General features: G+C 58.8%; 13 protein-coding genes and 2 pseudogenes. 10 read left to right on the top strand and 5 right to left on the bottom strand.

All coding sequences use genetic code 11. From position 1 onward, the window contains the following. Positions 1-286 precede the first annotated feature (286 nt). Positions 287-1,150 carry a thymidylate synthase gene (locus NKH30_RS10030; RefSeq protein WP_352995105.1) on the top strand — a complete coding sequence of 288 codons (864 nt, stop codon included), beginning with the start codon at positions 287-289 and terminating at the stop codon, positions 1,148-1,150. Beyond that, positions 1,137-2,069, top strand: coding sequence for an alpha-glutamyl/putrescinyl thymine pyrophosphorylase clade 3 protein (locus NKH30_RS10025; protein ID WP_352995102.1), 933 nt, complete (start codon positions 1,137-1,139; stop codon positions 2,067-2,069). The genes NKH30_RS10030 and NKH30_RS10025 overlap by 14 nt, the downstream gene beginning before the upstream one ends. Before the next feature lie 5 nt (positions 2,070-2,074). Here the strand turns inward: NKH30_RS10025 and NKH30_RS10020 are convergent, their stop codons facing one another. The 4 genes from NKH30_RS10020 to NKH30_RS10005 all read right to left on the bottom strand — a co-directional run bounded on the left by NKH30_RS10020 (position 2,075) and on the right by NKH30_RS10005 (position 4,676). Continuing rightward, positions 2,075-3,175 carry an ImmA/IrrE family metallo-endopeptidase gene (locus tag NKH30_RS10020; protein ID WP_352995099.1) on the bottom strand — a complete coding sequence of 367 codons (1,101 nt, stop codon included), beginning with the start codon at positions 3,173-3,175 and terminating at the stop codon, positions 2,075-2,077. Beyond that, the gene (locus tag NKH30_RS10015; protein WP_352842763.1) at positions 3,172-3,498 is read right to left on the bottom strand and encodes a hypothetical protein; all 327 of its coding nucleotides are present in this window, start codon (positions 3,496-3,498) and stop codon (positions 3,172-3,174) included. The genes NKH30_RS10020 and NKH30_RS10015 overlap by 4 nt, the downstream gene beginning before the upstream one ends. 72 nt (positions 3,499-3,570) lie before the next feature. After that, positions 3,571-3,936, bottom strand: coding sequence for a hypothetical protein (locus NKH30_RS10010; protein ID WP_352995096.1), 366 nt, complete (start codon positions 3,934-3,936; stop codon positions 3,571-3,573). 488 nt (positions 3,937-4,424) lie between these two features. Beyond that, positions 4,425-4,676 (bottom strand): DUF6074 family protein, encoded by a 252-nt coding sequence (locus tag NKH30_RS10005; RefSeq protein ID WP_352541505.1) that lies wholly within the window; start codon positions 4,674-4,676, stop codon positions 4,425-4,427. Between the two features lie 74 nt (positions 4,677-4,750). Between NKH30_RS10005 and NKH30_RS10000 the strand changes: the two are divergent. From NKH30_RS10000 to NKH30_RS09965, 8 genes and pseudogenes are all read left to right on the top strand, one after another. Continuing rightward, a pseudogene (locus tag NKH30_RS10000) lies at positions 4,751-4,959 on the top strand (transposase); the annotation flags it as partial. Between the two features lie 627 nt (positions 4,960-5,586). Continuing rightward, complete coding sequence (locus NKH30_RS09995; RefSeq protein ID WP_023722969.1) at positions 5,587-5,784, top strand: hypothetical protein; 198 nt, start codon at positions 5,587-5,589, stop codon at positions 5,782-5,784. Between the two features lie 667 nt (positions 5,785-6,451). After that, positions 6,452-6,679 (top strand): hypothetical protein, encoded by a 228-nt coding sequence (locus NKH30_RS09990; RefSeq protein ID WP_352458909.1) that lies wholly within the window; start codon positions 6,452-6,454, stop codon positions 6,677-6,679. A gap of 352 nt (positions 6,680-7,031) precedes the next feature. Then, on the top strand, positions 7,032-7,274 hold the full coding sequence (locus NKH30_RS09985; protein WP_352450353.1) for a DUF982 domain-containing protein: 243 nt from the start codon (positions 7,032-7,034) through the stop codon (positions 7,272-7,274). 640 nt (positions 7,275-7,914) lie between these two features. After that, positions 7,915-8,838 (top strand): annotated as a pseudogene (locus NKH30_RS09980) (IS110 family RNA-guided transposase). Positions 8,839-9,131: 293 nt separating this feature from the next. After that, entirely contained in the window at positions 9,132-9,371 is a 240-nt protein-coding gene (locus tag NKH30_RS09975; protein ID WP_352995093.1) for a DUF982 domain-containing protein, read from the top strand. Positions 9,372-9,910: 539 nt separating this feature from the next. Then, the gene (ligD, locus tag NKH30_RS09970) at positions 9,911-11,809 is read left to right on the top strand and encodes a DNA ligase D (RefSeq protein WP_352995090.1); all 1,899 of its coding nucleotides are present in this window, start codon (positions 9,911-9,913) and stop codon (positions 11,807-11,809) included. A gap of 107 nt (positions 11,810-11,916) precedes the next feature. Continuing rightward, positions 11,917-13,581: a DNA polymerase/3'-5' exonuclease PolX gene (locus NKH30_RS09965; RefSeq protein WP_352995124.1), complete on the top strand. Its 1,665-nt coding sequence runs from the start codon at positions 11,917-11,919 to the stop codon at positions 13,579-13,581. A gap of 21 nt (positions 13,582-13,602) precedes the next feature. On the opposite strand, the gene NKH30_RS09960 is transcribed toward NKH30_RS09965, so the two are convergent. Beyond that, positions 13,603-14,241 carry a hypothetical protein gene (locus tag NKH30_RS09960; RefSeq protein WP_352995087.1) on the bottom strand — a complete coding sequence of 213 codons (639 nt, stop codon included), beginning with the start codon at positions 14,239-14,241 and terminating at the stop codon, positions 13,603-13,605. Between the last annotated feature and the right edge of the window lie 300 nt (positions 14,242-14,541).

Raw genomic sequence — 14,541 nt, 5'->3', positions numbered from 1 at the left:
CGAATGCCGCGGCCAGTATCCGGCACTGATCCTCTTCACGCCAACGACGACGACGCTCAGGCCCGGTCAATAACGTCACATGGCTCATGCTGTGCTGCTAACTTCGCTCGTAAGGGCGACCTTAAGAGCGCAGCCTCGCTACCGTGCCGTCCTCTCGCAAGGCGGCCTTCGCCGGAGGGTATCTGATGAGATACTGATAGAACTGTACCCGATCCTTCTCGCGGACGGGGCCGCGAACGTCGGCACCCGCGGCGAAATGCGAGAAAGGCTTGGGGTGTCCTTCCGAATGACTAACCCCAGAGCTCGGATCAGTCGATCGCAGGACCGTGGCAAGCCTTTCAGCGCCTTGGGGGAACTGCTTTGGTATCTCGGAGGCCTCGATACGCTCGAGTTCATCAAGGAATACATCCCGGATTACGCCAAGGATGCCGAAGATGGCATCCTCGCTGGCGCCTACGGTCCGCGGATACATGCGATGCGCGGAAGCATCAACCAGCTTGAGAATGTCACCAGGCTGCTGAAAGAGAAATCCACGTCCAAGCGCGCTGTGATCCAACTTTACGATGCTGCGGACATCGCGGTCCATCACGAGGAGATTCCGTGCACGACTGCACTGCAATTCGTAGCGCGCGACGGCCGTCTTCACATGTCCACCACGATGCGGTCCAACGACGCGTACAAGGGCCTGCCGCATGACGTGTTCTGCTTCACTATGCTCCAGGAGATGATGGCAACTCGCCTTGACCTCGATCCGGGGGATTACCTTCACTACGCCACCAGCATGCACGTTTACGACGGCTCGATCGAGCCGATGGAGAATTACGTGAATGAAGGACATCAGAAGACCGTGCAAATGCCCCCGATGCCTTCCGGAGACGCATTCTCGATTACCGACGCCCTGTTGCAGGCTGAGGGAGAGATCCGGGCAGAAAAGAAAATTCGGGCCGAAGACTTTGCGAGAGAACCATACTGGGCTGACATCATTCGCCTTCTCCAGGTGTTCTGGGCTACTAAACGGCGGGGTGCACCAGGATTCGAAGGTCTCGGCGAGTTGAAGGCCGAGTTTCATGACGAGGTTTATCGAACATATCTCGAGCGAAGGCTGAAGACCCGAGTCCTGCGAGATACCAAAACAAATGGAGCAGCCTGAAATGTGGCCGACCAGGCAGCTGCAGCATGCGCAGATCTCTAGCGCTCTTCAGACCTTCTCCGCCAGCGTTCGTAATCTTCCAGGTGCCCCGGGGAACCCAGCGCGCGACACACTCGCGATGCAGCTCGTCGCGAGCCTAAGACGAGAAGATTACTACAGGCGAGTACAGGAAAGGTCGGTCATTGCAAGGAAAGCAGATCCCAATTCAGGCACGTTCGATGCCGAGCGCGCGGTTGCATATCATATGCAGAACAGCAACGTAGAAGAGGCCGCATGGCTTGTGTTCCTCATGACGCATTTCGCTCGACCTGCGTCTTCCGGATGGCTTCGACTGCAGCAGGTATACGGCCGCCTCGGGGCTGGGGTGTGGGACTGGCAGACTGTTTCGAACAACCCACAGGCAATGATCTCATGGCTCGCCGCGAATTGGATGAACATCGGCGGAAAATTCGGCAATCACCGGAAGTACGAGAGTCTGCGGCCGAATTCCAACAGAAGCTTCGGCGAGGTCCTGCTCAGCTACGTCGGTTGGATAGGGCCCACGGGACATCAAGCGTTCTTCGCTGCAATGATCCAGCAAACAGGCAACAATCCCGCAACGATCTTCGATGCTCTTTATCGGAGCATGAGCGTGAAGACGTTTGGGCGTCTTGCGAAGTTCGATTACCTTGCGCTGATCGGGCGATACGGTATCGCTCCGATCGAGCCAGGATCCGCCTACTTCAAGGGCGCCACGGGTCCCGCTTCCGGCGCACGCCTCCTGTTCACAGGTTCACACACTGGCGCGGCGACGGAAGCTCAGCTTCAGAGCTGGGTCGATGAGTTGGATGCACACCTTCACGTAGGAATGGCCGTGATCGAGGATGCTTTGTGCAACTGGCAGAAGAGCCCGACCGCATTCGTCCACTTCAAAGGATAGCGATCCTAGACGGTGGCGGGATTGATCTGTCTCCAGTCCCACGTACGCTTAAGATAGTTCAACTTGTCGGGCTCCAGGATTCCACGGTGCTGCATCTGTCCGACGGTTAGGCCTGGAGCCACTCCAATCGATACGCTGAAGCGAACGATGTCGTCTCGTTTCGGCATGACGCGTTCGAATTCGGACTCCCGAAGGGCAGGAATGACGCATTCCGCCGCAAACTCGTTGGCCTCGTTTTCCCGATCTGCGTCCCCCGGTAGAGCATCATCGTCAACGAAGGTGTTCGCCTTATGGAGCACCAGATGTCCGATTTCATGGAAAACCGTGAACCAGAACTGATCATCCCGCTTGTAGCGGAAGCTGAGCAGGAGCATTGCCTTGTCGGGATCGACCATTCGTATCGCGCCGCTGGCGCGGCAGCCATCGGGAGCCTTGACGACTACAAGCGCAACACCCGCTTCCGCGCAGAGCGTCCTCAACCTCGGTAGAAAGAGCTGAGGATGGCGGATCATAGAAAGCCTTCGGATGTCCCGCAGCCGATCCATCAGATTCCCGGAATTCCAGGCGCGTGTCTGGATCATGTCGGCCTCAAGTTCGCCGCGCCGGAGCCACAGAAGAGTGGCATCTTCCTTAGACGCGAATGCCGTGGAGGTACGATAGTCCGTTTCGCCTACCAGGCGCCCATATCGACCCGTCCACGATTCTGCGTCCGGAACGTTGTAGAACACCAATCTCTTGCGGATTTCGGCCGCACGGCGCTCTAGGGGTAGCTTGCCACGCGCTTTCTGGCCCGGAGCGGGGAGGCGCAGCAGCAGATCCTCATGTCCACTTTCTCGGACTTGAACCACAGCACGATCGACCGCCGTATCGAAGTTCTCCTGCCGCTTCAGCCAGAATTTCGCCGTCGCTCCCAGGACCGCCGACAGTGTCGAAGCGGACGACTCGTCGATCTGCCGCGACCCGTCTATGAGGCTGCGGACAGCATCAAGCCCATCCTCGAAGCGCTCGGCAAGGTCACGCGCGGAAATGTTGCGTCGTTGCATGATTGCGCGGATCGAGTCGCCAGGTTTCGAAAACCAGTTGGCTGTAGCGTGCTCATCGATCATGGTACTTCCGATATGGCTGTCAGCTTCACGAATTCAACACTGGCCCAGTCAATCCGTCCATCGTCCGTCAGTGTGACGTTCTGATCCACGCTCACGAAGGTTGCGGTGTAGCTCGAACCGATGGCAACTTCAAAGCTCTCATCGTCGTTGATGGTCACGTTTCCCCCAAGGATATCATGCCACCCCTGAACATTCTCGAAAGCTTCCGCATCCGCAAGCTCGCTGACCAGGCGATCTGCATATGTTCTACCAAACCGTTGTTCCGCCACGTCACGGTTGAGGCAACAATGCTTAAGGTCGGCCGTCCCATACGAAATCTGCATCCGCGAATCAGCGTCCGCTCGCGAAATACTGGATAGCGAGGCTTGCGCCACCCTGATCGGCTAAGACTACCTTCATTGAGGACGAGGCGATCCCTGAGGTTTGTCCGCTTGCTTGGCGCGGATACGATCAATGCGGGACCAGTTCCTGCCCAGTTCCTGTTCGGCGGCCTCATTCATGTCAACCTTGGTGGCGTTGCAGAGGGCCGCGAGCGTAACGAGGACGCCCCCAACCTCTTGGCGCACGTCACCTTTCGACCTACCGAACACGTACTCCACCAGTTCGAGTGCCTCCTCCTTTGTGCAGGAGTTCGCCTGAGCGAGTTCAAGCGCCTCTTCAAGGAAGCGATGATTGCGCTCCTGTACATCGAGGTGCGCCGGCGTCGGAAAGCACGCGACAATCCATTGCCACACGCGGTGTTGAAACGAGCCTGAAGGCATGTCTACTCCCAGCGGTTGCCCTGAGAAGACACTGAGTCTGAGGTAGATTCAAGTTTCAGGGGAACAACTAAGCCTGCTGGACAATAAAGGTTGTGCATAAAAGCCGTGACCTTTTCTTGCGGCCGGCCTCGTTCTCTTCCGACAGAAAATCAGTCTCGTCACGATGCCGCCAGACCGGATGCTGGATGGCAGCTTCTCGCCAACAGTAATCGAACAACGGACAGACCGCTCCCGGCCCCCTTCCGGTCATTCACAAGCCGGCCGATAGCCGAAGTGAGCCAGTGCTGTTTACGTCGAAAACATATGGGCCGCCACTACAGGCGAGGCGGAGCCGTATCTCGCCCGAGAGCACATTCGCGCGGTGATTTCGACGAACGCGCCTATCTTTTCATCCGCAGTGAGAAACCTGCGTTTGACGGATGCAGTGGTGCTACGCTTGTGGAGCCCCGGGGCGTATCTATGCGGCAATCCTTCATCGTGAGCCGATGCTATTGTGCAAGTTTCGCAGCACTGCGGGTGGCGATATCGGCCAAGACAGCATGAAGAAGCGTTCCAACTTCCTGTTCGGCCACCCCGGGTGCAATTCCTGATTCGGACAGTTGAACGAGAATTGCCTTGGCGGTGTTGCGCCAGAAGGCGTTCGCGTCCTTCCCGTTCTTGGATTCCAGGACCCGGGCGATCCCTTCGACCAACTTCCGCCGCCGATGCAGCGGAAACGCGCTTATGTTTGAATCACACATCGATCACCTCACCCTTCAGTCGCGCGAATAAGCATCGGCGGGTGAGAAAATTTGGTTAACAGCGCTTTTGGACAATGGTCAGCAATGGAATAAAGCGTCTACCCAACAAGCCAAGAGGTGTGCCACGTGTTGATGATCGGCGCGTGCTGACGGCATCTTCTGGGTGCTGCGCTCCGGTGCTCCATGGCGCGACCTGCCTCAGCGCTATGGCCCGCGCACCACCTGTTGCAACCGCTTCGTCCGATGGCGAAAAGTAGGTGTGTGGCTGCGCAGTAACGAGTCTACGCCTAAGGTTTGCGGAGCCTCACGCCGGCGCGGCTGCCGTTCTCCGGGATGAACTCGACGCCGGCGGCCTAGAGGGCGATGCGCAAGGCAGCAACGGTTCACTCTTGTGTGGAGCCCTGTCGGGCCGCGACATCTACTTAATGTCTATTTTAGACAGTCGCCGCGACCATAACTTTTGATAACAGGTCAGGGTCGCGGGATGCCGAGCCGCTTGAAATACCGAGTTACGTCCGGATGCTCGCGATCGTCCCGCCTCAACCGCGCAAGGCGTCATCATCGCCGGCGAGCGCCATAGCCAAACCGGGAGCGCTTATTCTCCACGGAGCACCGGGCATTGTCTGGTTGTGAAGACGATGCTTGATCACTAGCCGCCTGAGTGTGTCTTCGCTTGCGTTGTAGTCGTACCTGAACAGATCAATGGCCCTCTGACCCGTGATCGCCTCTGCCGTGGGATGTAGAGCGGCCGAAGCCGTTCGCCTGTTTCTGGCGCTGTTTTGACAGGGAGCCTTGGTCATTCGGCACATCGCGCTTTTCTGCGGCCCGCCGTTTCGCCCGACATCAGGGAACGATATCGCCCCCCATGTATTAGAAAGTGATGGACACTATGGAACCCCACGGCCACGGGATGGCGGCCGATCTTTTGACATCGGAAGTTGCCAATGCCAGGCAGCGCATCCACCGGACCGAGCTCGCGCTTCAACGCACTGAAGAAATGCTGGCGGAAAATCTCGCGCTGTGCAGCAGGATACGAACTGCGGTCGAGGCCGCAGACCGCTTGGTGAAGATCGATCCCCCCAGCTTTGAAGGACGTCGCGCGGGCTGAACTGGGCCGGCGTTTCATTCGTCGCGACCTTGCGGCACCCTGCCGCAAGAGCCTGCCCGTTGGCATCACAGCGTGAGCAAACATTGGACAGAAGCATTTCAACGGTCGCTATGTGCAACACCGACGCTAGATCGACACGATCTTCAGTTCAAACAGCGGGGATTAATGCTCGGCGGATCGAAGGGGGCACGGGGGTCTTCGCGCGAGCCAGTTAGCCGATCTCCCGCTCAGAAATTTCTACAAAATATTCCGACCTCCTGATGGAACCCGTTCGTTGCGGGCGAGTTACGGCTCATTGGGGACGGACTTCCCGAACATGACAACGAGCAACAAAGCAGACCATCAGTCTGTCTCCGGAGCGTTTCGGAAACTGATCCGTTCCGAAGGCTATCGTCATCACGTACAAACGTTCTTAAATCTGGAGGTCGAACCAGAACTGCCGCCAACCCTACAGTCATTACTTGCGGCTATTGATCGGGCCAAACAGGGCCCGACGGAAGAAGGTCCCTAGCCGGCTGGCTGAGCGTCAGGTCAAAGAGTATAGAGGCTCGCTTCGTGGCTTGTCCCCCTGATTCCCACTCAGAAGTTATCAAACATTCTTCTTGATTTTTCTCGACGGAGGATCATGAATGTTCCCTTGGGTTCTCGCTGAGGTGGGAGGCCTTGTATGAATGTTTGGACGAACTGCCGACCCGACAAAGTGACTGCCAAACACCTTGTTCACGAGCTGATCCTACAAGCCCGTCGCGGCCAAATCATCTCCGTCAAAGAGACTATTGCAGCGGTGCGCCGAGACGGGCCACATCTGGCGGAAACTGACTGCGAGCTGGTGGAGCTTATTGTCAATGTTGCCCCAGCCTTTGGCCTGTTCGTCGGGTTCGATCTTCGCGAATAGGCCTCCTCAACAGGGCGGACCGTGGCGACACGGTCTCGATCAAAGCTGCACTACGCGAAGCTCGGGAGGCTGCGCCTTGCTTGGTGGCCTCTGACGAAGAACTAACCGAGGCGATCGTCGAGGCAGCAACTGCCATGCCTCTGCGTGGCTTTCGACTGTCGCGAGTAGCTGTCAGCCAACTTCAGTCACTGTGGCATCGCAACGAAAGCGCGCCGTCCTGCGCCATTTTCAATAGCTAGAGGAGTAATCCGCAATTACCTTCGCAACCTGCTCACTCTGCCTGTAGAACGGGAACTGGGCTGAGCAAAAGTATTTGCTGGAGGAACTTGATCGGGCCGACAAAGAGTGACGTATGGCTCTCCACTGGTTCAACCCTCCGGTCCCGGTCAAGACCGAGCGTCCCGGGATCATCCACAATGTCAACAACGCCGAGACAGCCGGCGAGGAGCTGATGAAGTGGACCAAGCGTGGCCCTTGCTGGGACCTCGCGGTGCGCGTTTGCATGGCCGTGATTTTCGACGAGATGGAACCTGAGGAGGCCCGCAAGGCATTCCTGGCTGCTGCAAAAGAGGAGGGGACATTACTCCCCCAATGAGAACTAGCTAAATTGGATGCGGTATAAGGTTCTAGGTGTCTATTACCAACACCGCCTTCGCGAAAGGAGCCCGCCGCCGGTGAGGGAGAGGCGACGGACCCCCCCACAGCGGCTGCACATCCACGAAGAATCCCGCTGCCATCTCTAAACCCGCGAGGGCCTACATCGTTCCCTTAGCTGCGGCTAAAGCGGGGTTGGTCGGCGGGCTCTTGCCGCTCTAAGTTCCCCCTTATGGGTCCTCTCTGGTTCTCTCCACCGGTCTACGTGAAGACGAAACGTTCGGGCATTCGCAATGGGGTCAGCCACGTCGAGGGAGCCGCCGAGGAACTCATGGCGTGGGACACAAACGGCCCGAAGTGGACGAAGGCGGTCCAATCCTGCGTCGACGCGTTCGAGGGCAGGATGTCCCCCATGAGGTCCGTGAAGCCTTTGAGGCGGATGCCAAGGAGGCCAACGTGTATCTTGTAACTTGTTTCTTGCCGACTCTGCTATGAAGGCAGGTGCGGTGGCGGACGGGAGACCGGAGCATCTTTGGGTGATCGAGCCCGTGGGAGAGCAAGGGTCTTCGTCCGCCGTTCCATCGAACCCGAACAGTCGCCTGGGCCGCAAGCGAAGCCCGATTAGGCAAGGATGGGACAGGATGGAAATCATTGTTGGCATCGACACGTTTCCAAGGATCGGCTCGACGTGCATGTTTTGCCGTCGGGCGAGGCGTTCTCGGTAGAGAATGACCACGCCGGGTGGAGGATCTGGTTCGGCGGCTGGCAGTCCTTTCGCCGGCCGTGTCGGATTGGAGTCGACAGGCAGCTTCGAGAGACTGGCGGTCGCCGCCTTGGCAGGCGCCGGCCTGGCGATTGTCGTGGTCAATCCGGCGCAGGTGCGCGCCTATGCCAATGCACTCGGCAAGCGGGCCAAGACCGACCCGATCGATGCCGCCGTCATTGCCGCTTTCATCACTGCGACCAAGCCGCAATTGCGGCCATTGCGCGACGCCGAAACCGAGGCCCTGGCCGAGCTCGTCGCCCGCCGGCGCCAGATCGTGCAGATGATCGTGGCGGAGGAGAACCGTGCTCGCACGGTCATCGCGAAACAGGCGCAAAAGAGCATCCACCGGCTGCTCGTCGCGCTTCGGCGTGAGCTGGCAAGCCTCGATGCGGGCATGGACGATCATATCCGCAAGTCCCCAGTCTGGCGGGTCAACGAAAAACTGCTTTCCTCCGTCGTCGGTCCTGTCGTTGCCCGCAGCCTGATCGCCGAAATGCCGGAACTGGGCAGCCTCGACCGCCGCCAAATCGCCGCGCTCGCCGGCCTTGCGCCATGGACGAGGCAGTCCGGAAAATGGCGTGGCAAGAGCTTCATTGGCGGTGGCAGGAGCCACGTGCGCGCCGCCCTCTTCATGGCCGCCCTCGTCGCTATCAGGCACAACCCCGTGCTCAAGGCTTTCCGCGACCGCCTGGTCGAGGCCGGCAAGCCGAAGATCGTCGCCGTCGTCGCCACAATGCGCAAGCTTCTCACCATTCTCAACGCTATCGTCCGGGATCAAAAACCGTGGCAAACAACTTGACAGCCAAGACAGTCGCTCTCCCCTGAGTAGGAGGTATCATGGCGCCCATCTGGTTCGTCCCTCCGGTGTTCGTGAAGACTGAAACCGGTGTCAGACATGGTTGCACCGATGCGAAGGAAGCCCTTGAGCAGCTCAAGATGTGGACCCGGCGAGGGCCTCACTGGCATAAGGCGGTGACCCTCTGCCTGTCAGCCTTGGAGGGCGATTCAATTGATCCCCACATAATACGAAAGGGCCTTTGAGGCTGCCGCCAAGGAGGCAAAGATGTATCTTTCCCCGTAGGAGGAGTTGTCGTGGCAACCCACTGGTTCTCCCCTCCGGTGTACGTCAAGAGCGACCGACCTGGGGTCACCTACGGGTGCAACAACGTCGAGGGTGCCGCCGAGGAACTCATGAAGTGGACCAAGATGGGACCTAAGTGGAGGAAGGCTGTGCAACTGTGCGCCGACGCTTTTCAGGACCAAGTGACCCCGGAAGAGGTCCGTCAGGCTTTCGAGGCTGCCGCCAAGGAGGAGGGGGTGTTCCGTGACTAGCAGGCCGGTGCCCATGGCTATATTGGGAACGACCCGTTAGGCTGTCTAATGCTGACCAAGTCCGCGCTGCTCGAAATAGACCCGGACGAGAGCATTCACTCTGGTCGGCGCATTTATGGGCCATTTTGCACTTCTTGACTGGCATCGGAGCTGCTCTGGGCGAGGTACTTGGCGTCAATGGGGCACGTCGAGTAATCATCAATCGAAACATGGGGTTCGACGAGAAGATCAAAACCGTGCGCACCTATAGGGGACCGGAACCGGAATGTCAGGCTTCTAAAGCCGATGGCAGAAACCGGATACGCTGTGGCGGCATCTGAGGGCACGTTCCTGCTCTTGATTATCGCCTGTGAGCTGTGCGCGAAAATCGGGAATGGAAGGGCCGGAGGCAGGAAGCACGGGCCTCAGGCCGAGGCGCTAATCAAGCGGGTCGGCAATGATCGCGAAAAGCTCAAAACGGCGGCAGCGAAACTAAAGAAGTAGTCGCGCGTTGGACGGCGGATAACGCTGTTTCGTCTCTGAGCATGGTTTAGGTCAGAGTGGTCAAGCCAACGTCGCGTAAGGCAACCAATGCGTCGAGCGCTAGTCAAGCGAAGTCGCCCGCTCGTGACGAGGTCGCTTTAGCGCCGCCCGCTTTCCGGCCGGTCCAGCTCGCAACGCTCGTGGACACGGTCCCTGCCGGCGATCGTTGGATCCATGAAATGAAATACGACGGTTATCGCATTCTCGTTGCCGTCGGCGGTGGCGAGGCGCGAGCCTACACACGATCTGGTCTGGACTGGTCTAGCCGTTTTCCGTCGATCCTCTCCGAGGCTCGCAAGCTCAAGGTGCGCTCCGCCCTGATTGACGGCGAGGCCGTGGTTGTCGATGCGGAAGGAAGATCTAATTTCCAGGCGCTTCAAAATGCATTGAAGAGTGCCCCGGCAACTATCGACTTTTATGCGTTCGATCTGCTGCAGCTCGACGGCGAAGATCTGACAAGGCTTCCTCTTGTTGAGCGCAAGGCGAAGCTGGAGGCGATCTTGCCTGCGAAAAATCCGGTCCTTCGTTACTCCGACCATATCCTCGGCCGCGGAGAAGAGCTGCTCGATCGCTTCTGCGCAGCCGGTCTTGAGGGCGTCATCTCAAAGCTCGCGGATTCGAGTTATGTGGCGGCCCGCGGCGCAAGCTGGCTGAAGATCAAATGCATCAGGCGGCAAGAATTTGTGATTGTCGGCTGGACGCCGTCCGACAAGGTCCGCACGTTTCGGTCCTTGATCCTTGGCGTTCATGACGGCGGCAAGCTGCGTTACGCCGGGAAAGTCGGCACCGGCTTCGACACCGCTGAACTTCTTCGTCTCTTGAAGATCATGGCGCCGCTCGAGCAGAAGGCCGCCACCGTCGACGCACCACGCGCCGAAGTGCGCGGCGCACACTGGCTCCGTCCGAAACTGGTCGCTGAGATTGCCTTCACCGAAATGACAAACGAAGGGACGTTGCGACATCCGAGTTATCTTGGTCTCCGCGAAGACAAGAAGCCCGAGGCGGTCGTGCTCGAGACGGAACGTCATGCAGCCGATCTCGCCGCGTCTGCGACAACCGCCATCGCGATAAGTAACCGTGACCGCGTCATCTATCCGGAGTCCAACATCACCAAGGGACAGCTTGCCGACCATTACGCAGCGGTCGCGGCGATCATGCTTCCTTGGGTTGGCAGCCGGCCGATCAGTCTGGTTCGATGCCCACAGGGCCGCGCGAAGAAGTGCTTCTTCCAAAAACACGACGCCGGCAGCTTTGGCGACAAAGTCCACCACGTCGGCATCACGGAGAAGGACGGGCACGAGGAACCATATCTCTATGTCGACGATGCCGATGGACTCATGACTTGCATCCAGATGGGAACGATCGAGCTGCATGGATGGGGGGCTCGGATCGAGGATGTCGAAAAGGCCGACCGCCTCGTGTTCGACCTCGACCCCGATGAAGGCCTCGATTTTGAGGCCGTCCGCGCCGCTGCCTTTCAGTTCCGTGCTATCCTTAAGTCGCTGGGACTTACGACTTTCCCGATGCTGACGGGAGGCAAAGGAGTGCACGTCATCGCGCCGCTCACCCCTCGCGCCGAGTGGCCACAGGTGAAGGACTTCGCGTCTCGCCTGGCGCAGGCGGTCGCCCAGAGCGATCCGGCCCATTTCACGGCCGTGTTGTCAAAGGCGCGCCGCAAGGGCCGTATCTTTGTGGACTATCTACGCAATCAGCGCGGGGCGACCGCGATCATGCCCTATAGCGCAAGATCACGTCCGGGCGCTCCTGTCGCGGCACCGATCACGTGGGCGGAGATGAAGACAATAGACGCGCCCTCTCATTTCCACGTGGGCGATGCTCCTGAATTAAAGAAACGCGCAGCCTCCAAAGCTCTGGCGGGATGGGGTCGCGCTGACCAATCCTTGCCCAATCTGTAGCGTCCGACGCGGGAAGAGCCAGCAAAGCCGGGATTCAAAGGGCAACGCGGCGCTCATGGCCTTGCCTGATTGGAACCTGCGGAGATCGGCCTCGTTTGGCTGAAGCCATGGCAAAAATCGATCCCAGGACCGTCGCCAGTCTTTTGAGGGAATACGCGCAACGGGCGTCTATGCGCGGCGACAATCCCTATCGCACAAAGGCGTACTTGCGCGCGGCAGACAGTCTGACGGCGCTGTCGCAGCCGCTTGACCGGATCATCGCCGCCGGCGCGCTCACCAAGATCCCGGGGATCGGTGACGCGATCGCAGACATCGTGACCAAGCTTTACCAAACCGGCACGCACCCGAGCCTTGAAAAGCTGCGCGAGGATGTTCCAGCGGGCGTGATGGAGCTGTTTGCCATACCCGGGCTTCGTCCTGATAAGATACTGAAGCTTCATCAGACGCTCGGCGTGAACTCGCTGGCGGAGCTCGAGGCCGCAGCAAGAGAAGACCGCATACGCCCAGTCAAAGGCCTCGGCGCCGCGCTTCAGGCAAAGCTGCTGCAGAACCTGGCCATCGTGCGAGGCGGCGAAACGCAACTTCACCTGCACAAGGCCGCCGCTATTCTCGAACATGCGGTCATATCGGTGAAGCAAGAGCATCCAGAATTTTCGCGCGTCGAAATTGCAGGTGACTTCCGGCGCGGTTGCGAGCTCGTTTCCGACTTCGCCCTGGTAGCGCAGGGCAGAAAGTCGACGACTGGAATCGAGGATACGACGCTCAGGCTTGTTGTCACGGACAGGAAGCACTTTGGCGCGAGCCTGCTCGAAGCAACCGGTTCGGCAGACCACTTTGAGCAACTGAAGACGTTGGCGGCCGACAAGGGATTCACCCTAAACGCCGACGGGCTTCATCGCGGGAGAAAGCTGATCGCGTCAGCGACAGAAGAAGAAATCTACCAAGCTCTAGACTTGCAGTTTATCGAGCCTGAATTGCGCGAAGGCAGGGACGAGATTGAGCGGGCGGCAAAGCAGAAGCTACCCGCCCTCGTTCGGGATGAAGATCTGCATGGCATCCTGCATTCTCACACGACCGCATCCGATGGCACCGAAACGCTTGAGGCAATGGCTGAAGCCACGCGCAAGCGCGGTTTCGAATACTATGGTGTCGCCGATCATTCGCAGTCCGCTCACTACGCAGGCGGCCTTTCGTTGCAGGAGATTGCTGAACAGCACCGCGAAGCTGACCGGCTGAACAAGGCATACAATGGAAAATTTCGCATACTGAAGGGCATCGAGGCGGACATCCTGGCGGATGGCTCGCTCGATTACCCGAATCATATCCTGGAGCAGTTCGATTTCGTCGTCGCGAGCGTGCACAGCCGCTTCAAGTTGCCCAAGAAGGAACAGACGGAGCGTATCATTGAGGCGATCGGAAACCCTCGGACGACAATCATCGGGCACATGACCGGTCGCCAGCTGTTGCGCCGGCCCGGTTATGATCTCGACGTCGACAAAGTCCTCAAAGCGTGTGCGAAACACGGCGTCGCTGTCGAAATCAACGCACATCCGTGGCGACTCGACCTCGACTGGCGCTGGCATCAAAAGGCACTCGGTCAGGGCTGCATCTTCAGCATCAATCCGGACGCTCATTCGATCCGCGAGCTCGACCACATGCATTGGGGTGTGGAGATGGCGCGCAAGGGCGGTGTCCCTGCGAAGCGGGTCCTGAACGCGATGCGTTTGACCGCCCTCCTTGCGCATCTCGCTCGGCGCAGGCAAACGTCCTAACCTGCTTGTGCGCCCGGCCTATCAGCGCAGGAATCCGTCATTCTCAAAATCTTCCCAGCCGCGCAAATCGGAGTGCGAGTTCTCATCGGGGCCATAGCCAACTGAAGCTGCAGTTCCGCGACCGCTTCTTTGTGCACGTTTCACAGCGGCCTTCCCCGCGGCTCGCCGCCTGTTCTCTGCAGCTGTCGCTGCGTCCTGTTCGCGCCAGACCGTAACCAGGTCGCGGTCAAGCACATCCTCCACGTGCTGCGGGTCGAACACGTGAAAGGTGATGTTCCTTGCCCGCCCGCGGAGTTTCACCGTTTTCGTCCCGGCGCTCTGCAAGCGACCATCTTTCAGCCAGCGGTGCCGTTCGGCCGTCGAGATCGTCAGAATGTCCTCGATTTCACGGGGGATTACGGGCAGGTCTTCGATATTCTGCAGTGCTTTGGATACGATCCCGAATACCACCTGCACATCATTCTCTGCGCCCTCAGGCAGGCGCAGGGTAAGCACGCGGGACTCGATATGGAGCAGTTTCCTGAACTCCATTGGAAGGCGGGCGCGTATTTCGAGAAAAATACCCCTCGCTCTGACGGACGAGCCAAGCGTTGCAGCCGGGGTTAAAGGCCACTCTCCAATCAGCTTCGCTGTTGCATTGATTTTTCGGCGCGTGGACATGCCCCTTTATATAGGTCACCGATTGTCGGCAGCGATGAGCCGATCGCAAAGCCAATATGAGTTCTAATCCGCCAGCGGTCTGAACCACGATGCCTAAACGCGCAACCACGATTGTTAGCGGGGCCGTTTGCAACTTCGGCTAACAGGAAGCGGCAGAGTTGATCTCGAGTGCAATATCAGGCGCGTTGCCGCCTGGCGGCTGTACGTGGGCCACAACCTGACCGTCCGTGATTGGGAGCCACATGGCTAAAGCGGCTGTTCCGCTATTGAGCCTCGACATGCGTTTTCGGGACCCACCCC

This window comes from Mesorhizobium sp. M1273 (assembly GCF_040318195.1).
Taxonomy (GTDB): Bacteria; Pseudomonadota; Alphaproteobacteria; order Rhizobiales; family Rhizobiaceae; genus Mesorhizobium.
This window is presented reverse-complemented; position numbering and strand designations above follow the sequence as displayed.

Coding starts and splice junctions, on each gene's coding strand:
- NKH30_RS10030 (WP_352995105.1), top strand. CDS start 287: ATGACTAACCCCAGAGCTCGGATCAGTCGATCGCAGGACCGTGGCAAG.
- NKH30_RS10025 (WP_352995102.1), top strand. CDS start 1,137: ATGGAGCAGCCTGAAATGTGGCCGACCAGGCAGCTGCAGCATGCGCAG.
- NKH30_RS10020 (WP_352995099.1), bottom strand. CDS start 3,175: ATGATCGATGAGCACGCTACAGCCAACTGGTTTTCGAAACCTGGCGAC.
- NKH30_RS10015 (WP_352842763.1), bottom strand. CDS start 3,498: ATGCAGATTTCGTATGGGACGGCCGACCTTAAGCATTGTTGCCTCAAC.
- NKH30_RS10010 (WP_352995096.1), bottom strand. CDS start 3,936: ATGCCTTCAGGCTCGTTTCAACACCGCGTGTGGCAATGGATTGTCGCG.
- NKH30_RS10005 (WP_352541505.1), bottom strand. CDS start 4,676: ATGTGTGATTCAAACATAAGCGCGTTTCCGCTGCATCGGCGGCGGAAG.
- NKH30_RS09995 (WP_023722969.1), top strand. CDS start 5,587: ATGGCGGCCGATCTTTTGACATCGGAAGTTGCCAATGCCAGGCAGCGC.
- NKH30_RS09990 (WP_352458909.1), top strand. CDS start 6,452: ATGAATGTTTGGACGAACTGCCGACCCGACAAAGTGACTGCCAAACAC.
- NKH30_RS09985 (WP_352450353.1), top strand. CDS start 7,032: ATGGCTCTCCACTGGTTCAACCCTCCGGTCCCGGTCAAGACCGAGCGT.
- NKH30_RS09965 (WP_352995124.1), top strand. CDS start 11,917: ATGGCAAAAATCGATCCCAGGACCGTCGCCAGTCTTTTGAGGGAATAC.
- NKH30_RS09960 (WP_352995087.1), bottom strand. CDS start 14,241: ATGTCCACGCGCCGAAAAATCAATGCAACAGCGAAGCTGATTGGAGAG.